The organism is Segatella copri, from assembly GCF_026015625.1.
Taxonomy (GTDB): domain Bacteria; phylum Bacteroidota; class Bacteroidia; order Bacteroidales; family Bacteroidaceae; genus Prevotella; species Prevotella copri_H.
Genome location: NZ_JAPDVG010000001.1, coordinates 1,623,845 through 1,647,803, shown reverse-complemented (window position 1 = coordinate 1,647,803; position 23,959 = coordinate 1,623,845). Strand labels below are relative to the sequence as shown.

Below are 23,959 nucleotides of genomic sequence, written 5' to 3'. Positions count from 1 at the left end.
ATATATAGAACATAAAATAATAATAGATAATACTTTAACGACATGACAAATTTAGTATTGCAAGCAGCTGCCGGTGGTAGCAGCATGAGTTTTCTCATCATGATGGTAGCTATCTTCGCTATCATGTGGTTCTTTATGATCCGTCCTCAGCAGAAGAAGCAGAAGGAAATCCGCAAGTTCCAGAATGCTTTGGCAGAGGGTACCAAGGTGGTTACAGGCGGCGGTGTTTACGGCACTGTTAAGCGTGTTAACCTCGAGGCTAATACCGTTGATGTTGAGATAGCTCGTGGCGTGGTAATCACTGTAGCTAAGGGCTACGTGTTTGCTGATGCAGCTAGTCAGACACCTAATGCATAGTATCAAGAGCATATTAAAAGCTGTCAGAAACTTCCTGTTCAGTGGTCTGAATAAGGAGTTTCTGATTTTTTTGTTCTTTCTCGCTCTCAGCGGCATCTTCTGGCTGATGATGACGCTCAATGAGACTACCGAGAGAGAATTCAATATTCCTGTGCAGTTAACCGGCGTGCCCCGCAATGCGGTGATAACCGGCGAACTCCCTGATACCGTGCATATTACGGTACGCGATAAGGGATTCACACTCGTTACCTATGCTTACGGAGGCAAGATTCATCCGCTCACATTCCGGTTTGCCAATTATGCCGACGAGGAAACGGGAACGGGACAGATTCCGATGGCTGATGTGCAGAAACAGGTGGCATCCCTGCTCTATGGCTCTACCAAACTGATCTCCATCAAGCCGGCAAAATACGATTTCTTCTTCACCTACGGCTCTTCCAAGCGAGTGCCTGTGGTGTTCAGAGGTAAGATTACAACCAGCAAGAGCTATTATCTGGCACATACCGAATTCCTGCCGTCTACGGTTACGGTTTATGCCAACAAGAAGCAGCTCGATGAGTTGGAATCGGTAGAAATCGAGCCGTTCAACCTGCGCAACCTGCAGGATACCATTCATCGCAACGTACCTATCAAGAAGATACGTGGCATGAAGATTGTGCCTCAGATGGTGCGTCTGGCGGTATATCCTGATGTGCTTACCGAAGAGTCGGTCGATGTGCCTGTTACGGCCATCAACATGCCTGATAACATGGTGCTCCGTACCTTCCCGTCTAAAGTGGCGGTAAAATTCACCATCGGAGCCAGCCTCTTCAGAACCATCAAGCCGAGCCAGTTTAAGGTGGTAGTAGATTATAACGATCTGGCTAACAACCCTTCTGACAAGTGCAAACTCCAGTTGCGCAGCGTGCCGCGCTCGGTGAGCAAGGCGCATCTCGAACTGGAAACGGTAGATTATCTGCTGGAACAGCAATGATAGTTGATAATTGATAGTTTATAGTTGATAGTTTTTCTACTATGATGAAGATAGCGATAACGGGCGGTATAGGTAGCGGAAAGAGCTATGTGTGCCGGATATTGGAGAAACAGGGCATCCGGGTCTACGACTGCGATGCTGAGGCTAAGCGGCTCATGCGCACCGATGCCCGCTTGCAGGCTGGTTTGAAGAAGCTGGTGGGCGAGCAGGTTTACAGCGCAGAGGGCGTTTTGCAGAAGCCCGTGCTGGCTCAGTTTCTGCTGGCTGGCGAGGCTAACAAGCAGGCTGTCAACGATGTAGTTCATCCGGCTGTGGCGCGCGATTTCGAGCAGAGCAGCTATGAGTGGATGGAGAGTGCCATCCTCTTCGATAGCGGTTTCTACCGCCGTATCCACCTCGATTTCGTGGTCTGCGTAACGGCTCCCGTCCCGGTCCGCATCCAGCGCATCATGCAGCGCGACCATATCCCGGCAGAGAAGGCGCAGCAGTGGATAGATGCCGTCATGCCGCAGGAAGAACTTGCAGCCCGCTCCGATTTCGAAATCGTGAACGATGGCGAGCAGGATATCGAAGCACAGGTAAGGAAATTATTGGATATCATTAATAATAAAGAATAATAGAAAAGACAATGGAAACAATCCTTTCAATTGCAGGCAAACCAGGCCTTTATAAATTGGTATCAAGAGGTAACAGAAACCTCATCGTAGAAACACTCGATGAGACTCACAAGCGTATCCCAGCTTTCGCTACCGACCGTGTAACAAGCCTTGGTGACATCGCTATGTATACAGATGCTGATGAGGTGCCACTCTGGGAAGTGCTCGACAGCGTAAGCAAGAAGGAAGAGGGCAAGCCTAGCACTTTCAACTACAAGAAGGCGCCTGTTGCTGAGCTCCACGCTTATTTTGCTGAGGTTCTTCCTAACTACGATCGCGACCGTGTTCACGACAGCGATATCAAGAAGCTCCTCCAGTGGTACAACATTCTTGCTAAGTACGGCATCACCGATTTCAAGGCTACTCTCGCTCCTACAGAGGGTGAGAACGTAGATGATCGTGCTGAGCAAACTGCTGAATAAGAATCATTTATCAGAGTTAGCATATAACAATAAAAAAGGCTCCTGCAACACTTGCAGGAGCCTTTTTCGTACATTTATTTCTTTTTCAATCTTCTTTCTCTCTTTTCTTTCTTTTTTTTACTTTTCTTTTTTACTTTTCTTTTTCAATCTTCTTCAGTTCCTTCTCAAATCTTCTGCGATACATTTCTCCCGCTATGGTCAGACCAAACGGAAAGGCTAACCAGATGCCCAGAATGCCTAGGCCGCAAGGGAAACCTAGGGTGTAGCCCAGCGGCAAGGAGATGACGAAATAGGCGATGAAGGCATAGAGCACCATCGGCTTCACACAGGCGATGCCGCGCAGCGCGTTGGCAAAGGTATACTGCAGTCCGTCGCCAAACTGATATACCATCAACAGGATAATCAGCGTAGCCACATACGCCTGCACCTCCACATTATCATTAAACCAGCCACCTATCTGATGGCGAAGCAGGAGCACCGGCAAACCCATACACAGCGAGAACAGCAGGTTCAGCCGGAAACCGTCGTAGGCATTGCGGCGAACTGCCCCGTAGTCCTTCTGACCCATAAAATGACTCACGCGGATAGCCAGCGCAGCCGCCATGCCCGAAAGCACGAGATAGAAGAGCTGCGAGAGGGTAATCATCACCTGATGAGCCGCCAGCGGAATGGTTCCCAGCCAGCCCACCATCACACAGCTCAGCGTGAAAGCAGCCGATTCCATGCCTAGCTGCAGCGCCACAGGCCAGCCCAACCGGTTCATCTCCCTGAAGTCAGCCTTGGTCAGAGAACTGTGCAGAATATCGCGTCTGTATTCCCCGAAATTCTTGCCCGTCATCAGTATGCCCACCATCGCCAGTGCCATCAGAATACGGCTCACCAGCGTCGAAATACCGGCTCCCAGCAATCCCAGTTCTGGGAAGCCCGCCACACCGTAAATCAGTACCCAGTTGCCCAGAATATTGATTACGTTGCCGCCAATCATCGCCCACATCGCCACCTTGGTCTGTCCGAGTCCGTCAAGAAATTGCTTCATCGTGAAGAAGATGCCCATGAAGAGCACCGAGGCGAGGTTTACCAGAAAGTAAGGACGGATGAGTGAGAGCAGCTCTTCAGGCTGTCCGATGCGCCCCAGATTCAGGTAGAGCACAATGAGGGCGAGGGTGAAGATGATGCCCGTCAGCATGTTGGCACAGAAGGCATTGCGCACTTTCTGTCCGATGCAGTCGGTCCGTTCCTCGCCGTAGAGCCGTCCGATGATTGGAGTGAGTCCGTAGGTGAATCCCATATAGGATACGAAAACGAGACCGAAGATATTGTTCACCAGTCCGGCAGCCGCCAGTTCGGGTGTACTGTGATGGCCAATCATCAGCGTATCAGCAAATCCCAGGATGATGGTACCCAGCTGTCCTATGATGATAGGAATGCCGATAGCCAGCAGTTCCCGGTAGTGATGTTTCTTGTTCGTCGTTATTGATGTCGTATGATTATTCATATTTGCTTTTAATTACTAATCTATTTCCTTTATTCTGCTTAAGAGCATGCAAAGTTACGGCTTTATTCACTAATTACCAAATTTTTCTCCCCTTTTTTTTTGAGGACCAGCGATGGAATCGCTGGGAACGGGGCGCAACGGGGCAGGAATAGGCAGAAAGGGGCAGGAAGAGGCTTTCCCCCTTCCTGCCCCCGTCCCCAGCGATTCCATCGCTGGTCCTCCTAAAAAAGGTAAAAAGAGCCCTAGCTAGCTTACCCCCGCTAGGCTCTTTTTACCTTTTTACTTTTTTACCTTTAATAGATGTATGAACTTCCTTCCTCTTTCTGTCCATACGAGGTAGGTGTGGGTGTAGGCGGTGCCCAGCTTCTCCTGTGCCCCATCGCAGTGAGGGTCGGGGAGGGTAGAGTAGCGGGTGCGGCTCTTCGCCAGGCCCATGTGGGCATAATCAGCATAGAGAAGATACTGGCCGCTCTGGTAGTACTGGATATGAAGGGCACAGAGCTGGCGGTTCAACTCCTGTGCCGTGATACCCAGCTCCTTCGCTATCTGCGTGGTGGTATAGCAGGAAACAGAGTTGAGCACATTGTCGGTGTAGAGCGCCTTCGGCAGAAGATGATCCACCTGATTCTCCAACTGGATGATGTTCTCACCGTTCTTGGCGATGCAAACCACCTGTTCGTCCACCACACCGTTCAGCCGACGAATCTCCGTATCCTGTTCTCCGATGAGTTTCTTCTGCTGATCAATCTGCACCTGCTGGTTTTTCAGCAGATTCTCCTTCTCCTTGAGTGTAGCTCTGAGAATCTCTTCAGCATGCCGGATCGTCTCCTCATCACTCTCGCCCTGCTTTACCGGAATATAACCGCCCGTCTTGCGAATCTGTGGCAGCACCTCGGAAGTAACCCAGTTTTTGAACTTCACCGCCGTTGGAAGCTTGGACCCGAGAACCAAAGCATAGAATCCGCTCTCGTTGACGAAAAGCACTTGAGACCATCGCTTAGCTTCACTTCCATCCTTCTTAATACCTGTCACTACCCATGCCCCTTGTTTTAAGGTGTCATGTGGGTTAACGAACTGATATACAGCGTTATAAGATTTCTTGTACCCCAGTATATCGCAGACATCCTTCGCACAGAACAAAGGCTCCCCGTTTTCATCGGTCTGAGTAAGAATCTTACCGAATTCAGGGTTTTCAAACACGACAGCATTCCCCGCTGTCTTTTCATTCTTCATCTCTTCTTTTTTTGTTTTATAATTTCTTTCCATGATATAAAAATGTATTAAAAATTAATCACTGAAGTTTCGCATGTAAGCTCCACACGCCCTGAAAGGGCAGAAGCTCCTAGCCCAGGGCATCGCCCTGGGTAATTACGGACGCAAACCTGTCGCCCTGTAAGGGCAAAAGCTTTAAAACTCCAGGCAAAACATAAAGCTTTTGCCCTTACAGGGCGCCTTACTGATTGCCATTATACCCAGGGCGATGCCCTGGGCTAGAAGCTTTTGGGCCTTCAGCCCGTACTTGAACCACATGCGAAAGTTCAGTTAATCACTAATCATTACAAAATCGTTCCCCAAATGCTCTCATCCCTGTCTCTCGCAGCGGTGATGGCATTGATGAGGCGGTGGAGCCAGATGCGGGAGTTCACAACCATGCCTTTTACACGGTTCTCACCCACCAGGATGCAACCCTGCGTATCATCGGGATAATTGCCGGCATGAATGCGGATGCCCTCAAAATTGGGGACACCCAGCAGCAGCGGCAACCACATCTTAAAACTCGGCGATTTGCTGATCACCAGCGGATAAGTACCCTCAGGTATCGCCGTCTTGCCCTTCATCTTCTGCGCCTTCTTGCCCGATACACGCCCCAACCGCACATTCTCCTCGGCAGGACTCAGCTCCACACCCAGAAGATTGCGCCAGCACGGCTCCATCGTATCACAGAAATACGAGTCCGCATTCAGCTTCTCCTGGGGCACCTCGCACACCGTCTTCAGCCCCCTGCACTTGTTCACACTCTCAATCGTGCGCTTCTTCACATCCTCATCCTTCAGGATGTAAAGGCGACCTATCGTGTAGGTCTTCTTCTTCGCTATACGTTTTAAAACTATCAGCATAAGTAAAAATAAATTTAAGATTTAATAACCATACCGTCGTGGCGGTACTTAAGCTTCTCAAAACTGTCACAACTGTCACAACTGTCACGCTTGCCCGTATACTGATACGCCCGCCTGATGTAATTCCGGTGCAGCCACTGCCTGATCATCATGTCGGTACCCTTCGCATCCAAACCATGCTCCAGCCGGATGGCAAGCAACTGTGCAGCCGTAAAGTTATCGGGCAGAATCTGTAAAAGATTCTGAGGCCCACGCTTCGAACTCCTCTCCGCCGTAAAGTTCTCCTTCGCAATCATGTCGCCGAAGAACCGCATCTTGCAGTACAGGTCATATTGCTCGCTCCAGCGGATAAACTCATCAATCTCCGGCTCCCACTTGCAACCATTGGCTACATACAGCACGCACGCCTTCAGGTAAGCGATGACGTTGGCACGGAACGAGAGATTCTCAAACGTTCTGTCCTGCGACAGCCGGGCAAACTCAGCATTCTCATCCTTCAGTTTGAGGGCAAGCTGAAACGCCTCCTTACACTCAATCAGACCCGTTACTTTGTTCAGATTTTCGATGTAAGGCCGCAGCGCCTCACGGTACGATTCATCATAAGTTCCGTAAACAGGCATATCTTCGCCGATTTCCCTTTCGGGGATGGTACAGAAGTTGATACGGCTGATAGGACCATCGGTAAGAACCTTAGAGAAGTAACGCTGACCTTTCTGGATGGTGGTAGATGCATTCCAGTTGAACCGGATGGTAACACGCTCCGTAACACTCATCGTTCCTACGCGAGTCTGTCCATATTTATTGCCTGGGTCTGCGGCAAGACACATGATACGGAACTGCTGGCTTCCGCTACCCTTGAGCGCATCAAACTGGTCTAGCTCATTGAGCGAAGTATAGAGGAAATGTTCCTGCGCTTCGGCCGTTCTCATCACGAAAGCCGGGTTTGTCATATCCGCATCAATCTCCTGGATAATCAGGTTTTCTGGTCTCTTGCGCTTATCCTTGTTGGCACCTTTGCGCAGCATCTCATCCTTCCACGCCTTTTCGCGCTTCAGGTTTTCAGCATCCCTCAGCCTGATATCCTCCATAATGAAATCGATGGGCCTGTTCACGCTGCTCTTACCCGCTCCGGTACCCGCAAGCAGCAGCGTCATCAGTCTCGCCTCGTGCTCCACGTTGTCAATATACCGGAACCTCGTCTTCCAGAGATGCGTAGCCAGCGGCGGGAAGATAGCGTGCGCCACAGCCGGCTTATAAATTTCCGGCGTCCTCGATATCAGCAGCTCCACCAGCTTCGGCAGTTTCTTCGGCATCTCCGGCGGGTCAGGATAATCCTCATCAGCCCTATTACCTGTTAACTGTAAACTATTAACTTGTTGCTCAGCCCTATTAACTTTCAACTGTAAACCATTAACTTGCTGGCTGGCCTTCTGCTCCGCAAGCGCATTCACCCTCATCACTTCCCTCGACATCGGCTTCGTATTGTCAGCATATTTCGCATAGAAGTCGTGAATCAGCTGATGGCAGTCGTTCTCCTGATAGTAGCTCGGCATTTTCACCCTCACCACCTTCATCAGTTCCTCTTCCTCCATCACCCTCGAAGCACCGGCGCTCATGATAGCCAGCAGCGAAGAGTGTCTCGATCCCACGGTATCAATCTCCATACCCCCGAGTCCGGCAGCCTGCGTAAAGAGGTCAAACGCAATCAGATTCTTCTCCCTGGCTCCCAGTCCGCCAGCATTCTGATTGCCTCCAGAATCCCCGATATGAGGAGCATCAGCACCATGGCTATCACCAGGGTGGGCAGGCTGAACAGCAGAGCCAGCAGAAACAGCAGGATTGCCGTCATTGCCCGATAGTCTATTATTTTCATTATTCTTGTCATTGCTATTAACTTTTAACTGTAAACTATTAACTTTCCCTCTTCCGTCCACGGTCAGTCCGCGGTCCAGATACGCCTGCCTTCGCATCAGAATCTCCTTCTCGCTCAGCACGGCGCACCACATCTTCGACCTGTAGATTTCCGAGTCCTTATCCGTAAGATAAATCATTCTCTCGGGTGTGATGCAGCTCTCGTCATACGGCACCCCCAGCGCCTCGCAATACGCCTTCTGCGTCTCCTCGATGGTCATTCCCACCGGCAGTCTGATACCGATGTGCAGTTTCTTCCGGGCACTGTAGCAGAGGTGCAGCAGCGAGCCGTTCCAGATGCTGTCAGAGCAGTTCAGCTCCCTTGCCTTCTCGATAGCCTTGTCTACATACTCCCTGTCATCCACGTCAATGATAGTCTGGAACATGAAGCTCTCGGGCTGGGCATTCTCCTGTCTGCGCACATTGTTCTTGAAGATGCCGTAGTGGGGACAGAAGAAAGGCAGTTCGCTCTTCAGCCTGTCCTGCGCCTTCTTCACCGCCTCCTCATCGTTGGCATTCACCTTCGGGATAGGCAGTTCGCCCCTGATCTGTTGAATCATCTTCCTGATTTCCGGCGATGCAATCACCTTGTCATACACCGCCATACTGTTGGAAAACACCTTCCCCTTATTGCCCTTGCGATAAGGGTTCAGTGCAATTACATGTTGTGTTTCTGTCATGTTATTTCGTTAATAAAAGATTGGTTTGTGGGGTAATGCCCTCTTCCGTTTTCACTACTCTCAGTCGTCTGTAAGAAGGATGACTGAACACATACGCTTTCACTTCCATCATTTTAAATAATTTAGAAGATTGGGGGCTCCCACCATGGTTGATGTGCAGATACACAAAAGCCCCCGAAACTCAAACCGCATTGGTTCTGAATTCCGGGGGCAAAGGTAAGGGAAATTTCTCACTTCTACCTAGTACGTACTATGTACGCGTACTAGTACTACCTGCCAGATTAACCTCTGATAGCAGGCATCACTTTTTCGAGGAAGGGAATCGTTTTCTTCTGATCCATTCCTCGGTTGTAGGCGGCTCTCATCGAGTTCGGATTAGGCCCCCAATAATTGCCGAATACGCTCCATATATTATCGATTTTCAACTCTGTACCTATCTGGTTGGCAAGGATGGCAGCTTCAGATGATGACAGTCCTGATGGCATGAAATTTTCGGTTACCAAGCCTATCTCTATCAGGTTGTTCTTTATCCTCTGAGCCTTTTCCGTTTTCAGCTCTTCCGGCATCTCAGCATTTCTGCATGAGTTTTGCTCACAGGCATTGCTGCCATAATAGTTCTCTACATGCTCGAAGTACGAGCTACCAGCGTTCATGATGATCATTCTTTGTCCAGACATTTCTCATCCTCCTTTCCCTGATAGTTGTTCATGTGCTCGATGTATTGTCCACCATTCATCTGTATGGTATTGTTGATAACGATGGTAAAGTGCTTTATTACGAAGCGAATAAATTTTCTATAGAAAAAAAGTTTCATCTTCTTTTATTGTTTTTATGTTGATTGTTAACTGTTTCCGCCTCATTTTAGTAGAGGACGCGTGTTTGCGCTAACGTTTTTAGCGTAAGCCGCTGGAGAACTGCCGAGCGCCTACTATCGTAAGGTGTGGGGGCGGGTAAGGTTGTGTTTACTTTCTGGTTGTTGATATGGCATTAAGTTGATACTTGGTCGCAGATACCTGGCATCTCGACCGATTATTAGTAATTACAGCATGCCACAGCTCGCTTAGGAGTTCTCCTAAGCTTCCGAAACACCTTTTCTTCATAAAGTCGAGGTGATTGCTGTTCATATGCTTCATTTTTTCATAATTTCAAAATTTCGTGCAAAGGTAATAAAAAACATTCAAATAACCAAATAAAAAGTGAGCGTTATGACGCTCACTTTAATTTAATGTTTATTATACCAATATTACATTTTCTGCAATTTTTTGAGATATTCAGAAGGAATCTCCCCATATTCAGCCTTGAAACACCGACGGAAATAAGCCACGCTATTCATACCTACCATAAAGGAGATCTCACTGATGCTATACTTACCCTCCAGAAGCAAATGCTCGGCATACTGCATCTTATACTTGCGGATATATTCGTTGGTAGATATACCCGTGAGCGCCTTCATCTTGCGATAGAGCGTACTGGTACTTACCGCCAAGTTACTGGCAATCAAGTTAACATCCACATCACCACTGATATTCTCTTCTATCAGCTTATTCAACTTGTCAAAGAATTCCTGATCTACCTTATTGAGCGATTCCCTCAACTGCTCTTTCTTCCGTGCCAAATTGGTTTCCTTCGATTCCTGTATCAGCATCTTGTCACGCCGACGCTGCTGCAAGAGGTTAAGGATTCGGCTACGCAAGAGCAAATGCGTGAAAGGTTTGGTGATATACGAATCGGCACCCGAATCATAGCCCTTCTCCTTGGCTTCGAAAGAATCCTTCGCCGTAAGAAGAATGATAGGAATATGACTCGTGCGTATATCTTTCTTCAAGGCCCTGCACATGGCATTGCCATCCATATTTGGCATCATGACATCTGAAATGATTACATCAGGCACCTTATTCAATGCCAAAGCCAATCCATCCCGACCATCACCAGCCTTCAACACATCAAACTCGTCAATAAACGATTCTGCCACATAGTCGAGTATCTCCCTATTGTCCTCTACCACGAGGAGCAACGGTTTGCCATTCTCCACACTGAGCACAGCTTCCTCCAAATTGAGGACACCAGATGCAGTATCATTACCCTGCAATTTAGCAGAAGCATTCTCATCACCTCGCAAGGCATCGGGATAAATTTCATTCTCATCCAGAGTGACGATGAAACTGGTACCCTGCTCCAGATTGCTTTCTACCTTCACTTCACCATGATGCAGGGTCACCAACTTCTTGACCAGCGAGAGACCGATACCTGTGCCGGAAGCCTGATGGGGTCCATTCTCCTGATAATAGCGATCGAAAATATGCGGCAATGCCGTTGCAGAGATGCCATGGCCCGTATCACTCACCGTGATATCTACCAGATGACGTTCCCCGCTGCGACGACGCTCCACACTGATATCAATATTACCCTGATCGGTATATTTGATGGCATTCGATACCAGATTATCCAAGATAATAGCGATGACCTCCTTGTCGATATACATCATAATCGGATTCTCTGGAGCCACAAACTTGATGGCTACGTCAGGCTTCTGTGCCAATTCCTCGTACTTCAAAGAAACCTCATGCACGGCATCCACCACGTTTGCCTTCACTACACGAAGCTGACGGTTGTCGGTCTCCGTCTTTCTGAATTCCAATATCTGCGTAATCAGTTCGTTCAATCTCACCGCACTCTGATATATCACCGCCAGCTTATGCTTCACGGCCTTTGTAATATCCGACGAATGCGAGATGTCATCGAGCGGACCGAGAATCAGCGTAAGTGGCGTGCGAAGTTCGTGAGTGATATTAGTAAAGAAGCGCAGGCGTTCCTCGTTGAGTTTCTGTTCCTTCTCATGGTTCACCTTTTCTGCTTTCAACTCGAATTTCAAGCGGAGATGACGCTGATATATTCTCAAAGCCAGATACACTATCGCCAAAACGAATAAGGTATAGCACAACTTAGCCCACCATGAAAGCCAGAACGGAGGCCGAACGATGATGGTAAACTCGGCTATTTCAGAAGACCATGGCTGGTTATGAAAGCGAGCTCGTACCTGCAACTGATAGGTTCCTGATGGAATATCACGTAAAGTAATGGTTCCATTCTGTGCTGTAATCCAATCATTCTGCAAACCAGAAAGCATATAGCTATACTCCACATAGTTCTCCATGGCAAAGTTCTTCACGGTAAAATTTATCGCAAAGGAATTTTCATCATACGCCAACGAGATATGGTTGCGTATGGCAAGATTGATGACACTATCAGTCTGCTCTATTCCACGAATCAGCCGCAACGAAGTTATAATCGTTTTAGGCGCTCGGTTGACAGACAAGACTTGTCTTGGCAGGAAACAGCATAATCCCTGAGCCGAACCAAAATAGATAACACCTTGCTCGGAACGAGCCACACTGCCATCGTTAAAATTAGCCTTAACGACATTATCTTTCTCATTAAAATTGATAAACCTACCAGCTTGTCCTGCCTTTAAGCAACTGATACCACGATTGGTGCTCATCCAAATGTTGTGCATCTCATCTTCTATAATGGCACGCACATGGATATTGCTCATTCCCTGTCTCTGGTCATAAATCACGTGTCTATCCTGATGCTTTACATCAAAGCAGATGGCTCCCTCGTTGGTAGCTGCCCAAATACGACCTTGGGAATCACGCATCAGTTGATTCACTGCGTTGGAAGGAATATATTCTTTTTCACCCTTAGTTGAATTAAACGCCTTGATCCGCTTCATTTGAGGCGAAAACACCTCAATGCCAATGCCGAAATAGCCCACCCAGACTCTATGCTGTGCATCCATACAGATGGCACGTACCATATCATTGCCAAGATGATAATTATTTACCACCTTCATCCGCTTGATATCAACCACATAGATGCCATGAGCGGTACCTATCCACATCTGCTGCTTGTCATCTTCATAGAAACATCTGACATCTTCATGCGCATCTGGCAAAACCTTGCGGAAACCTCCCCCCCCCCGCCATCTTTACGGTAGCACCCTGAAAGAAAGATCCAAACCACAAATTACCATTGCTATCTCGAGTTGCAGCTGCCACGATACTGCCACCTTCATGTTCATAGGTAGCCAATCGTTTTTTTTCTGGCGAGAAGACATTCAGTCCTTTACCATCAGTACCTACCCATAGCTGCCCATTCTTATCGAAAACCAATCCCATCACAGATTTCTCCGTAAGTCGTTCCAGCTGATCAGGAACACCAGCCCGAATGGTACTGAATGGTGCAACAGATTGAGTCAGGAAATTGATGCCGCTACCATAAAATCCTGCCCATACATTATTATATTTATCTAGCAATAGGCTTCGCACACTATTACCCGTAAGATTAAATTCTTCCAACCCCTCGCTGATGAAAGAACATGGAATTTGAGTACTTGCAGTAAATGATTTGTTGGCAACATCCAATACAGCTATACCCATCTGCTCGGTTGCTACAAGCATATTACCATTCGGCAATTCACAGAAATCAAAAATACGATGATTCTTGATGGTTTGATCCGCCACATGCAGAAATCGCTGGCTAAGTGGGTCGTAAATATCTATACCCATATTAGTACCGATCCATATCGTTCCTTTTTTGTCGCGATACAGACAAATTACCTCATTACCCGAAATAGAGTAGATGTCTTGGGCGTTGTGCTTAAAATTCCGGGCAGTTAAATGTTGGGTATCCATGATGGATAATCCACTCTTGACATGTCCCACCAAAAGATTGCCATTTCCCAAATCGAGCACACACCACAATTGGTTATCAGGCAAACCTTGCACTCTATCTTTATCAAAATGCACAAACCTGCCGGTTTCGGGATCAAACAGTTCTACACCTTTCCAATAGGTGGTAATCCAGAGTTTACCATTGGCAGAGGGTGTGATATGCGTAATATCATTCGTTGCGATGCTGGAAGGATTCTTGCCGTCATGCTTATAGCTATGCCATTCTTCTGTTTGATAGTTAAAGGAATTGAGACCATCATTCTTGGTTCCAATCCAGACAACAGGTTTCTTGGCATCATCAATCACACAGTTCAACTCACTACTAGATATGCCCTTTCTGTCTCTTTGCTTGTAATAGGTAAAGAAGCTATTACCATCAAACCGATTCAATCCTTCTTCGGTAGCAAACCAAAGAAAGCCATATTTATCTTGCGCTATGCTTACAACATAATTGCACGATAAGCCCTGCTCCAAGTCCAATGGTCTTACCTGATACTTCTGAGCCAAGGCAACAATATGCCCCATCAAACAGATGAAGACCACCCAAAGTGTCTTTTTTATTTCTATCATATTCATCGAAGGTATATGTTTTTTAATTTTCAATTTGCTGCAAAATTAACAAAAAAACGCCAAAAATCGGGCAAAAACAAGCAAAAAAACGAGAAAAACAGAGGCACAAATCCTTCACTGCACGATTTATGCCCCCTTTTGAATGATTTTTCTCCATTAATTCCTAATAATCGCCGTACATTTGCAACCGAATAAACAACACGCAAGTTGTTCAACTAACACAAAGTTACTCAACTAACGCATAATAAACAAAACAACAAATATAAATAACTAAAAAGAATGTTTTATGGCACATCAACCATTTAATCTAAAGAATGTCCTTTTATGGGCTGCAATTGCTTTGGGTGGATTCACATTCCAGGCATGCAGTAACGATGATGATTATCCTACAGTGGATGGTCAGAATCCAACGATTTCATTAACATCAGACCTGATTCATGCAGAACCAGGACGTACCTTCAACATCACAGGTAAGATTAGCGATGCCGACGGTATCAAGTCTATCCGACTCAAGAACGAGGGAATGTTCCTCGACAAGACCATCAACCTGCTCGACATCTACAAAGATTCCCTGCTCCATGAGTATAACCTTGACTATGCTTATACTCCTGCAGACGACTGGACCGACAACTCCAGCTTTCCATTGGAAGTGACCGTTGAAGACGTGGTGGGAAAAGTATCAACAGCCAACATCACCATCAAGGGTGACGGCGACTTTACCTTCCCGGTATTCACAGTAGCACCATCTAATAAGGTGAACGTGATGAAGGAAGACCCAATATTCCTGCTCAATGTTGCCGTATCCGACAACAAGTCGTTGAAGAAGTTGGTCATTGATATTCCTGGCATCAACAAGCACGACGAGGTAACACTCTCTGGTACCGAGTACGAATACAGCGAGGAATATACATTCCCATCAGAAGATGCCGATTACGAGATGAGCATCAAGGTGTATGACAGTATGGACAACATGACCGAGCAGAAGAGCACCATCATCGTCAGCGACTTGGTTGACTTTGAGAAGATGTATCTTGCAGATGTCAACTCAGCAGCAGAACTGACAAGCGATGTTTATGGTGTACCAATGCTGGTTGATCACGTAGGCGAATTCCAGTATCGTGCCCGCTACTACAACCAGAAGCCAGGCACAGGCATACGCTTCATTCCACAGAAGACTGATTTCGTTCCTCTCTGCTTCGGTGTTGACGAGAAGACAGGTTTGCTCACCCGCAAGGCTAGCGATGCAAAGCCTATCATCTTGGAAAAGGTGGGTTACTACGAAATCAACTTCAACATCATCACAGGTGAATACAAGGTAGAGGAATATACTCCTACAACCAAGAAGATGACCCTCAACGGTTCTACCACGATTGACTTCAACGACGGTTCTGGCGCACAGCCTGCACAGATTTGTCTAGCAGGTAAGGGTTACTTGCCAGAGGGAGCCGGCGAATGGACAACCAATCAGAACGCAGGTGCATTCATCTTGAATCAGGACGAGAACAACCCATATCGCCTCTATCGCGAAATGAACCTCAAGGCAGGTGATGAAATTGAATTCACCATCAGCCAGACTCACTGGTGGGGTTGGTGGCCAGAGCCTTACTGGCGCTTCGATGGTTCGGATGAGAACGAGGCCAACAAGCTCAACGGCGGTGACAACATGAAAGCGGTAAGGGTTCCTGCTACAGGAAAGTACCTCTTCGAGTTCGACTACGCTCTCTTGCGTTCTCGCATCATCCCTATCAAATAGTATAACACGTGTGAAAGAACAGTCATCTAGAATATTAGAAACATTGTAATATGAACAAGAAATATATCATAGCAGCCATGGCAACCAGTTTCGCCCTCAATATGAACGCTCAGAGCGTGAAAGTGACGGGTAATGTCGTGGACAGCAACAACGAACCAGTTATTGGAGCATACATCAAGGTGAAAGGTAGCAACAGAGGTGCTGTTACCGACCTGGATGGTCATTATGCCATCGATGCCGACAAGAACGCTACCCTCGTTATCTCATACGTAGGTATGGCAAACCAGGAAGAAAAGGTTGGCAACCGTTCACAGATCAACTTTGTGCTGAAGGACGATGCCAACGACTTGAACGAGGTGGTTGTCATCGGTTACGGTCAGGTAAAGAAGGGCGACCTCACCAGTTCTATCTCAGCCATCAAGGGCGACAAGCTGGAAAAGCTCTCTACCGGTAACGTGATGAACGCCCTTCAGGGTCAGGTGAACGGTGTACAGATCAGTGGCGCCGGTGGTCCTGGTGCTTCTCCTCGTGTCATCATCCGTGGTGTCACTACCGTGAATGGTTCTGATCCTCTCTACGTTGTAGATGGTATGCCTGTAGGTACCAACATCAACTTCCTCAACCAGAACGACATCGAGAGCATGCAGGTATTGAAGGATGCCTCTGCATCAGCTATCTATGGTACCCGTGCTTCGAATGGTGTGATTTTGATCACCACCAAAAAAGGCAAGAAGGGAGATGCCAAATTCAATGTCACAGCCACCGTAGGTCTCCAAACATTGAAGAAGCAGAATATGGCAGACTCTCAGGAATACAAGAAAGTGTTTGATACTCGTTATACCAACGATGGCAACGTTTCTCCTTTCAAGGGAAGCGCTGACACCTATACCGACTGGTGGAAAGAATGCATCAATGATGTAGCCGTACAGCAGAACTATGACCTTTCATTCTCTGGCGGTAACGACAAGATGATTTACTCTGGAAGCATCGGTTACTACAAGCAGGACTCTCAGTACAAGGTAGGTCAGTGGCAGAAACTCTCTGCACGTTTCTCTACCGAATACAATTTCAATAAGATTGTCAAGGCTGGTGTTGACTTCACTCCTCGCTACGAGCAGTGGGATGACACCCCAGGACTGATGAGTGCCATCATGGCGATGGATCCAACTACTCCAGTGATGCGACCAAAAAGCGAATGGACCAGCAATCCATACAGCAACTATGACCGTTCGCACAACAACCAGGAATGGAACCCAGTGGCTTCTATGGCACGTATGGACTCTGGTGCTAGCGAATATGGATTGCTCGCAACTCCATACGTAAGTCTCACCCCAATCAAGGGATTGACCATCAAATCAGCATTCGGCTTGAACGCCCGCTTCCGCAGAACCGATTCGTTCAACGTTAACTTCTTCATCGACAACCTGGAGCAGAACCAGAACAACAATGCTACCAGAAAGATGGAGAACTGGGTGGACTGGAACTGGACCAACACCGTGAACTACATGACAACCATCAACAAGAAACACAACATCAACTTGATGGGTGGTTACACTATGGAGCGCTTCCAGGACTACTGGGCTAATGCTTACTCAGAGAACATTCCAAATAATGATGAGTCTCTGCGCTACCCTAGCTCAGGAACCAAGAACCCAGCAGCTACGGGTACCGACAGATTCACTTCGCTGGTATCTTACCTGGGACGTGTGATGTACAACTACGCAGAGAAGTACTACCTCACAGCATCTATCCGTGTGGATGGTTCTTCCAAGTTCTCCAAGGACAACAAATGGGCTACCTTCCCATCTGTATCTGGAGCTTATCGCCTTACCGGCGAGGAGTTCATGAAGAACCAGAAGGTGTTTGATGACATCAAGATCCGTGCTGGTTGGGGTAAGGTTGGTAACCAGAACATCGACAACTCGGCATACCTCAGCTCTATCGGTACAACAACCTATGTATTCGGTGAAACTCCAAACCGCATCATCGGTTCTACTGTGAGCGGTATCGGAAACACTAACCTGAAGTGGGAAACCGTGGAGGACTGGAACGTGGGTCTTGACCTCGCTCTTCTCCAGAGCCGCCTGAAGATTACAGCGGATTACTTCGAGAAGACATCTCACGATATGCTGATGAGGAAAGACAACCTCCTCATCCTCGGTTACCCAATGTGGAACGGACAGATGTGGGAAAACGCAGGTAAGATGAAGGCTACAGGTTGGGAACTTGGCATCAACTGGAACGACCATATCCAGGACTTCACCTACGGCGTAGGTCTGAATCTTTCTCAGGTAAAGAACAAGGCAGTGAAACTGAATGGTGACTACATCTGGACAGGTGGATTCAGTGGCGACTACATCGTTCGCAATGCCGAGGGCGAATCTCTCAGCCAGTTCTGGGGTTACAAGACAGCAGGTATCTTCCAGAACGAGACAGAGGTGAAGTCATACACCAACGAGCATGGCGAGTCATTGCAGCCAAATGCCAAGCCAGGTGACCTCCGCTTCGTGGATTTGAATAATGATGGCGTCATCGACAGCAACGATAAGACTCATATCGGTAATCCTTTCCCAGACCTCATGGTAGGTTTGAACCTGAATGCGGCATACAAGGGCTTCGACCTCGTAGCCAACTTCTACGGAACCATCGGCAACGACATCTTCAACAAGAACATCGGTCGTTATGCAGGAACCGACGGTCAGAATGTATATGCCGGCACATACGACAAAACCTGGAGAGCCGACAACACAGGTGCAGAATTTCCTCGCCTCTCTGTCAACGATTCCAACATGAACTACAGGCGAGTAAGCGACTTCTTCGTAGAGGATGGTTCTTACTTCCGCTGCAAGTTGCTCCAGATTGGTTACACCTTGCCTAAGCAGTGGTTCAACAACAAGCTGAACTTGCGTCTGTCATTCTCAGCTCAGAACCTCTTTACCATCACCAACTACTCTGGTGCAGATCCAGAAGCAGCATCAATGGGTAGCAGTGTAACAGAGGCAGGTATCGACTACACAGGTTATCCTAACCCACGTACCTTCCTCTTTGGTTTGAACATGAGCTTCTAATCGCAGGGAATATACATTATTATAATATATGTAATCATTAAAATAAGAAACAAGATTATGAAAAGATATATCATAGGTTTGACCTTGGCTTCTGCCTTGACTATGGGCTTGACATCTTGCTCCGACTTCCTTGAGGAGCCTATCCGCGGTCAGCAGGATATGGAGAACTACTTCACCACCGAGGAAGAATGTGAAAAGCAGATTACCGGTTGCTACAACTTCATCGCATGTGATGACTGGTGGCAGATTTACAAATTCTACAACCTCTGCAACATTACCACCGATGATTGCTGGATGGGTAACACCACACAAGACCCTGGTGAATATAGAGCAGCAGCCATGTTTACCGGCAACACCATCGACTTGGGTAATGCCGTACAGAACTTCTGGCAGTATCGCTACAAGGGTATCACCCAGTGCAACATCGCCATCGAAAAAATTGCACAACTGAAATTCAACGACGAGAAGTATCAGAAGCGACTGATTGCCGAGGCTAAGTTCCTCCGCGGTTTCTACTACTTCGAACTGGTGAAGAACTTTGGCGGTGTACCATTGGTAATGTCACTCAAGATGCCTTCTGAGGTTCAGGGTATCACCCGAGCTACCAGCGCAGAAACCTACGCTCAGATTGAGCAGGACTTCAAGGATGCCCTCGCCGATCTTCCAAAGAAGGCAGAGTTATCTGCCAACGACATCGGTCGTGCTACCAGCGGTGCTGCCAAGGGTATGTTGGCAAAGGCATATCTCTACCAGGGTAAGTATGCTGAAGCTGAGCCTATCCTGCAGGAACTCACCTGCCGTGGCTCTCATGCCAGCGGAACACCGGAATATGAACTGATGGATGACTTTAGCCAGGTTTGGAACATCGACTACAACAATGGCAAGGAGAGTCTCTTCGAGATTCAGACCAGTGATGATACCCAGTATTCTCTGGGTGAGCGCTACTCTGTCTTGGTTGGTTCACGTGACGACGCTGGTTGGGCATGGGGTCTTCCTACCAGCAACCTGGAAAAGGCTTTCAAGGATGCAGGAGACGAGATTCGACTTCGCTATACCATCCTTCACGATGGACAGACAGAAGTTCCTGGTGACCCAACATGGAATGAGGACAACCCATACGTGATTTCAGCCAGCAAGCATAAGTCTGGCCGTTGCAACATGAAGCTCTTCATCCCAGTGAACAGGCGCCCTAGTCCATACGATGCACCTCACAATCCATTGAACATCCGCTTGCTCCGCTATGCAGAGGTATTGCTGATGTATGCAGAGACAGAGAATGCTCTCAATCACGACAGTGAGGCACAGTGGGCACTCAACAAGGTACGCCAGCGTGTTCAACTTCCAGAAGTTACCGCCACAGGTACAGCCCTTCGTGATGCTATCCGCACCGAGCGCCGTCTGGAGCTGGCACTTGAGGGAACCCGCCTCGACGACCTGCGCCGCTGGAAGATGGATGATGGAAAGACAATGATGGAACACGTATTCGGTCCTAACGGTACTTTCGTGAAGTACAACATGGAGGAATCTACCGACCCATACGAGACCACCAACCAGCAGGAGAACAGCAACGAGGGTATCAACTTCCAGGCACCTCGCGACCTTCTCTTCGCCATCCCTAACTCAGAAATTACCATGAGTAACGGAACCATCAAGCAGAACGAAGGTTACAACTAAAATATCAAAGGGGCAGGACAAATCTCTTGTCCTGCCCCTTTTCTTTCATAAAAATATTGTTATCCATACACCTTAATTATATATAAAGCCTCAGCAAATGAAAAAAACATCCATCTTCAGCCTCACAGCTGCCTTGATGATGACTGCCAACTTATATGCGCAATCATCATATAAGGTCACCGTAAACCCCAACATCTGCTATCAGACCATAGCAGACTTCGGATCAAGCGACTGTTGGACAGCCGATTTTGTGGGCAAATATTTCAGTGATGCAGAAAAAGAGAAATCGGCGAAATGGCTCTTCAGCCAGGAAATGGATGCCGATGGTAACCCAGAAGGCATCGGTCTCTCAATGTGGCGCGTAAACCTGGGTGCCGGTTCAGCAGAACAAGGCAGCCAAAGCGGCATCGAAGACATCACCCGACGTGGCTACTGCTATCTAGATGCCAATGGCAACTACGACTGGACCAAGTCGGCAGGTCAACAATACTTCATGCAGCAAGCCAAGAAATATGGAGTAGATCATTTTCTGCTCTTCTCCAATTCAGCCCCAGTACAGTTTACCAAAAACGGCAAGGCATGCGCCAACAAGGGTGTGAGCGGAAGCAATCTCGCAGACAATCACTATGCCGACTTTGCCAAATTCCTCACGACAACAACCAAACACTTCACCGACAAAGGCTACAACATAACCCTCATTGATCCGGTCAACGAGCCACAATACGATTGGACTGAAGGTCAGGAAGGTTCACCATGGACCAACGAGTGCATCGCCAAGCTCGCCCGAGAGTTGGACAAAAGCATTACCGACCAGGGACTCTCTGCCCAGATACTCCTGCCGGAAGCCTGCCAATGGAAGGCACTCTATCAAGACGGAACCGAGAAGAGAGCCAACAACCAGATAGAGGCTTTCTTCAATACCAGCAACAGCAGCACCTACATCGGCGACTTGAAAAACCTGAAAAGAGCCATCGCTGGTCATAGCTACTGGACCTTCGGCACGAATGCCGACCTGAAGGACATCCGTCAGAACGTATGGAACAAGGCTCAGGAATACAATCTCGATGTATATCAAACCGAATGGAGCATGCTCGATAAGGAGCCATCCACTTCAGCAGGTTTCCCTTCCAGTTACGATGCAGCCAGCTATATGGACATCTCGCTCTATATGGGTAAGCTTATCCACTGCGATCTCACCTACGGCAATATGGCATCATGGAGCTACTGGACCTCTTTCGCACAAGAGAAATGGGGACAGAAGAACCGCTTCTATCTCTTGCGAATGAATACCCAGGGCGATAACAACAACGAGAGCTATGGTGATATCCAGAACGGCGGTACCATCACCGACAACAGTAACCTCTGGGTACTCGGCAACTACAGCCGTTTCATCCGCCCTGGTTACAAGCGTATCGACCATATCACCAATAAGGAAGAAAATCTCAATAAGCTTCTGGGATCTGCCTATCTTTCTCCAGATGGCAAACGAATCGTTTTAGTATATGTAAACATGATGGCATCACAAAACAGTGTACGCATCAACATTGAGGGACAGAAGGCAGCCAAGGATATCAACGTTTACCGCACATCTGCGAAAGAAAACCTGAAGCACATCAAGAGCAGTTTCAGTCTGGATAAGCTGATTGCCATCCCAACCAAGAGCGTTGTAACCATCGTGATTGATTTCGAAGATGCCATCAATACTGGCATTAGCCATATCAAGGCAGATAAGGCCGGTAGCAATGACATCTACAGCATCGAGGGCAAATTGGTTCGCAAACATGCAGATTCTACAGAAGGACTCGCCAAGGGTATCTATATCCAAAACGGAAAGAAATTCGTGATAAAATAACAGCAAGTGCATCCATCTGCTTTTGAACAACTCATCAAACATAAAATTCTATTATGGCACATAATTATATGAAATACGGTGCTTTATCTGCATTGCTCATCGCCAGCATCAACATGCAGGCAGCACAGGAAGGAACAACCCGTTATACCATCCTTACCCAAAGCCCGGAGCAGCACATCCAGCACTTCGGTGCCAGCGATGCATGGAGTATGCAGTTTCTCGGTCTATGGTCAGAGAAACAGCAGGAGCAGATTGCCGACTGGCTCTTCTCTACCGAGAATGATGCCTTAGGCAAACCTAAAGGCATCGGCTTGTCTATCTGGCGATTCAATCTGGGAGCCGGAAGCGAGGAACAGGGAGAGGCATCGCAGATTCAGCCGGGCACAAGAACCCAATGCTTTCTCAATGCTGACGGCACCTACGACTGGAGCAAACAGGCTGGACAGCGCAAGTTTCTCAAGCTCGCCAAGCAGAGAGGTGTGCCTTATTTCCTCGCCTTCTGCAACTCAGCACCCGTGTTCTATACCAAGAACGGACTCGCAACCAACACAGGGCGCGGCGGCACCATCAATCTGAAGGATGATTGCTACGGCAAATTCGGAAAGTTCATCGCCACATCTCTCAAAGGCATCGAAGAGCACGATGGCATCCACTTCAACTACATCAGCCCTATCAACGAGCCGGATGGACATTGGAACTGGACAGGACCGAAGCAGGAAGGAACCCCAGCCACCAACCGCGAGTTTGCCAAGGTGGCAAAGGAGGTAAGCAAAGCATTGGTAAAAAACAAGCTCAACACCGAGATTCTCATCAATGAGTCGAGCGACTATCGCTGCATGCTTGGCACCCACATGGCTGACTGGCAGCGAGGCTACGAAATCAACTCCTTCTTCACCAAGGACAGTACGCAGACCTATCTGGGCAAGACCAAGCAACTCCTCCCTCTCATCGGTGCTCATAGCTACTGGACCAATACCCCTATCCCATACATGAGAGAAATCAGAATGAAGATTAGGGAAGCATGTAAGCAGAAGAACATCAAGTTCTGGCAAACAGAACTCTGCATCATGGGCAACGACGAGGAGATTGGCGGCGGAACTCCTTACGACTTCTCGATGAAGACAGCCCTCTATGTGGCTCGTGTCATCCATCATGACCTGGTATATGCCAATGCCGAGAGCTGGAGCTGGTGGCGTTCTGCAGGCGGTGACTACCGCGATGGACTCATCCGCATATACAGCAAGGATGGATGGAAGAGCGGCTGGGCAGTAGATTCCAAGTTGATGTGGGCACTCGGCAACTATTCCCGCTTTATCCGTCCAGGTGCCCAGCGCTTCGATATCGCTACAACTTCTGCCGACGGAAAGCAGATAGAGGAAGGCTACAACGACCCTTACGGAGTAATGTGTTCTGCCTATCAGAATGCCAACGGCAAATGGGTGATTGTGGCAATCAACTATTCTGAGGATGTGAAGCCTGTCAACTTCCAACTCGATAATCATGAGCAGAAAAATTGGCAGATGTATCGTACCAGTGACATCTCTTCCGAGAGTTTAGCGCCTATTGGAAGTTGCGATGGAACCACGCAGTTGGCTCCACGAAGCATTACGACTTTTATGCAAAAATGATTGAAATAGTCCCTTTTTAACGAAAAATCCCCTTTATTGAACGATTTTTATCCTTCATAAAGGAGATTTT

Annotated in this window: 18 protein-coding genes; 10 read left to right on the top strand and 8 right to left on the bottom strand. The window is 47.9% G+C overall.

The features are described from left to right. Window positions 1-42: 42 nt before the first annotated feature. The 4 genes from yajC to ONT19_RS07345 are packed head-to-tail and all read left to right on the top strand — an operon-like array spanning window position 43 to window position 2,408. Entirely contained in the window at window positions 43-357 is a 315-nt protein-coding gene (gene yajC, locus ONT19_RS07360) for a preprotein translocase subunit YajC (RefSeq protein ID WP_117587171.1), read from the top strand. After that, complete coding sequence (locus ONT19_RS07355; protein WP_264952832.1) at window positions 350-1,330, top strand: CdaR family protein; 981 nt, start codon at window positions 350-352, stop codon at window positions 1,328-1,330. Before yajC ends, ONT19_RS07355 begins: the two co-directional genes overlap by 8 nt. 44 nt (window positions 1,331-1,374) lie before the next feature. Continuing rightward, on the top strand, window positions 1,375-1,947 hold the full coding sequence (coaE, locus tag ONT19_RS07350; protein WP_181985914.1) for a dephospho-CoA kinase: 573 nt from the start codon (window positions 1,375-1,377) through the stop codon (window positions 1,945-1,947). Window positions 1,948-1,958: 11 nt separating this feature from the next. Next, window positions 1,959-2,408 carry a DUF5606 family protein gene (locus tag ONT19_RS07345; protein ID WP_117692165.1) on the top strand — a complete coding sequence of 150 codons (450 nt, stop codon included), beginning with the start codon at window positions 1,959-1,961 and terminating at the stop codon, window positions 2,406-2,408. Window positions 2,409-2,538: 130 nt separating this feature from the next. On the opposite strand, the gene ONT19_RS07340 is transcribed toward ONT19_RS07345, so the two are convergent. The 8 genes from ONT19_RS07340 to ONT19_RS07305 form a co-directional block, all read right to left on the bottom strand. After that, window positions 2,539-3,903 carry an MATE family efflux transporter gene (locus ONT19_RS07340; RefSeq protein WP_264952833.1) on the bottom strand — a complete coding sequence of 455 codons (1,365 nt, stop codon included), beginning with the start codon at window positions 3,901-3,903 and terminating at the stop codon, window positions 2,539-2,541. 279 nt (window positions 3,904-4,182) lie between these two features. After that, window positions 4,183-5,136 (bottom strand): phage antirepressor, encoded by a 954-nt coding sequence (locus ONT19_RS07335; protein WP_264952834.1) that lies wholly within the window; start codon window positions 5,134-5,136, stop codon window positions 4,183-4,185. A 323-nt stretch (window positions 5,137-5,459) separates the two neighbouring features. Next, window positions 5,460-6,020, bottom strand: a complete 561-nt coding sequence (locus ONT19_RS07330; RefSeq protein WP_264952835.1) for a DUF5675 family protein — start codon at window positions 6,018-6,020, stop codon at window positions 5,460-5,462. 14 nt (window positions 6,021-6,034) lie between these two features. Next, window positions 6,035-8,611 carry a hypothetical protein gene (locus tag ONT19_RS07325; protein WP_264952836.1) on the bottom strand — a complete coding sequence of 859 codons (2,577 nt, stop codon included), beginning with the start codon at window positions 8,609-8,611 and terminating at the stop codon, window positions 6,035-6,037. Between the two features lie 281 nt (window positions 8,612-8,892). Next, window positions 8,893-9,288, bottom strand: a complete 396-nt coding sequence (locus ONT19_RS07320) for a hypothetical protein (protein ID WP_218435196.1) — start codon at window positions 9,286-9,288, stop codon at window positions 8,893-8,895. Continuing rightward, window positions 9,270-9,425, bottom strand: a complete 156-nt coding sequence (locus ONT19_RS07315; RefSeq protein ID WP_022120246.1) for a hypothetical protein — start codon at window positions 9,423-9,425, stop codon at window positions 9,270-9,272. The genes ONT19_RS07320 and ONT19_RS07315 overlap by 19 nt, the downstream gene beginning before the upstream one ends. Window positions 9,426-9,854: 429 nt before the next feature. Next, window positions 9,855-12,566 carry an ATP-binding protein gene (locus ONT19_RS07310; protein ID WP_264952837.1) on the bottom strand — a complete coding sequence of 904 codons (2,712 nt, stop codon included), beginning with the start codon at window positions 12,564-12,566 and terminating at the stop codon, window positions 9,855-9,857. Beyond that, window positions 12,550-13,914, bottom strand: a complete 1,365-nt coding sequence (locus tag ONT19_RS07305; protein WP_182429567.1) for a ligand-binding sensor domain-containing protein — start codon at window positions 13,912-13,914, stop codon at window positions 12,550-12,552. The genes ONT19_RS07310 and ONT19_RS07305 overlap by 17 nt, the downstream gene beginning before the upstream one ends. 15 nt (window positions 13,915-13,929) lie before the next feature. Between ONT19_RS07305 and ONT19_RS07300 the strand changes: the two genes are divergently transcribed. The 6 genes from ONT19_RS07300 (at window position 13,930) to ONT19_RS07275 (ending at window position 23,889) form a co-directional block, all read left to right on the top strand. Beyond that, complete coding sequence (locus ONT19_RS07300) at window positions 13,930-14,109, top strand: hypothetical protein (protein WP_264963851.1); 180 nt, start codon at window positions 13,930-13,932, stop codon at window positions 14,107-14,109. A gap of 91 nt (window positions 14,110-14,200) precedes the next feature. Further along, window positions 14,201-15,667 (top strand): hypothetical protein, encoded by a 1,467-nt coding sequence (locus tag ONT19_RS07295; RefSeq protein ID WP_264952838.1) that lies wholly within the window; start codon window positions 14,201-14,203, stop codon window positions 15,665-15,667. 50 nt (window positions 15,668-15,717) lie between these two features. Next, complete coding sequence (locus ONT19_RS07290; RefSeq protein WP_264952839.1) at window positions 15,718-18,735, top strand: SusC/RagA family TonB-linked outer membrane protein; 3,018 nt, start codon at window positions 15,718-15,720, stop codon at window positions 18,733-18,735. A gap of 57 nt (window positions 18,736-18,792) precedes the next feature. Continuing rightward, the gene (locus tag ONT19_RS07285) at window positions 18,793-20,409 is read left to right on the top strand and encodes a RagB/SusD family nutrient uptake outer membrane protein (RefSeq protein WP_117729487.1); all 1,617 of its coding nucleotides are present in this window, start codon (window positions 18,793-18,795) and stop codon (window positions 20,407-20,409) included. A gap of 97 nt (window positions 20,410-20,506) precedes the next feature. After that, window positions 20,507-22,261, top strand: coding sequence for a glycoside hydrolase (locus ONT19_RS07280; protein WP_118200802.1), 1,755 nt, complete (start codon window positions 20,507-20,509; stop codon window positions 22,259-22,261). A 68-nt stretch (window positions 22,262-22,329) separates the two neighbouring features. Continuing rightward, complete coding sequence (locus tag ONT19_RS07275) at window positions 22,330-23,889, top strand: glycoside hydrolase (protein WP_194252361.1); 1,560 nt, start codon at window positions 22,330-22,332, stop codon at window positions 23,887-23,889. Window positions 23,890-23,959 lie beyond the last annotated feature (70 nt).

Bases quoted from the DNA above. Each gene is read 5' to 3' on its own strand.
- yajC (WP_117587171.1), top strand. From the start codon at position 43: ATGACAAATTTAGTATTGCAAGCAGCTGCCGGTGGTAGCAGCATGAGT.
- ONT19_RS07355 (WP_264952832.1), top strand. From the start codon at position 350: ATGCATAGTATCAAGAGCATATTAAAAGCTGTCAGAAACTTCCTGTTC.
- coaE (WP_181985914.1), top strand. From the start codon at position 1,375: ATGAAGATAGCGATAACGGGCGGTATAGGTAGCGGAAAGAGCTATGTG.
- ONT19_RS07345 (WP_117692165.1), top strand. From the start codon at position 1,959: ATGGAAACAATCCTTTCAATTGCAGGCAAACCAGGCCTTTATAAATTG.
- ONT19_RS07340 (WP_264952833.1), bottom strand. From the start codon at position 3,903: ATGAATAATCATACGACATCAATAACGACGAACAAGAAACATCACTAC.
- ONT19_RS07335 (WP_264952834.1), bottom strand. From the start codon at position 5,136: ATGAAGAATGAAAAGACAGCGGGGAATGCTGTCGTGTTTGAAAACCCT.
- ONT19_RS07330 (WP_264952835.1), bottom strand. From the start codon at position 6,020: ATGCTGATAGTTTTAAAACGTATAGCGAAGAAGAAGACCTACACGATA.
- ONT19_RS07325 (WP_264952836.1), bottom strand. From the start codon at position 8,611: ATGACAGAAACACAACATGTAATTGCACTGAACCCTTATCGCAAGGGC.
- ONT19_RS07320 (WP_218435196.1), bottom strand. From the start codon at position 9,288: ATGTCTGGACAAAGAATGATCATCATGAACGCTGGTAGCTCGTACTTC.
- ONT19_RS07315 (WP_022120246.1), bottom strand. From the start codon at position 9,425: ATGAAACTTTTTTTCTATAGAAAATTTATTCGCTTCGTAATAAAGCAC.
- ONT19_RS07305 (WP_182429567.1), bottom strand. From the start codon at position 13,914: ATGATAGAAATAAAAAAGACACTTTGGGTGGTCTTCATCTGTTTGATG.
- ONT19_RS07300 (WP_264963851.1), top strand. From the start codon at position 13,930: ATGTTTTTTAATTTTCAATTTGCTGCAAAATTAACAAAAAAACGCCAA.
- ONT19_RS07295 (WP_264952838.1), top strand. From the start codon at position 14,201: ATGGCACATCAACCATTTAATCTAAAGAATGTCCTTTTATGGGCTGCA.
- ONT19_RS07290 (WP_264952839.1), top strand. From the start codon at position 15,718: ATGAACAAGAAATATATCATAGCAGCCATGGCAACCAGTTTCGCCCTC.
- ONT19_RS07285 (WP_117729487.1), top strand. From the start codon at position 18,793: ATGAAAAGATATATCATAGGTTTGACCTTGGCTTCTGCCTTGACTATG.
- ONT19_RS07280 (WP_118200802.1), top strand. From the start codon at position 20,507: ATGAAAAAAACATCCATCTTCAGCCTCACAGCTGCCTTGATGATGACT.
- ONT19_RS07275 (WP_194252361.1), top strand. From the start codon at position 22,330: ATGAAATACGGTGCTTTATCTGCATTGCTCATCGCCAGCATCAACATG.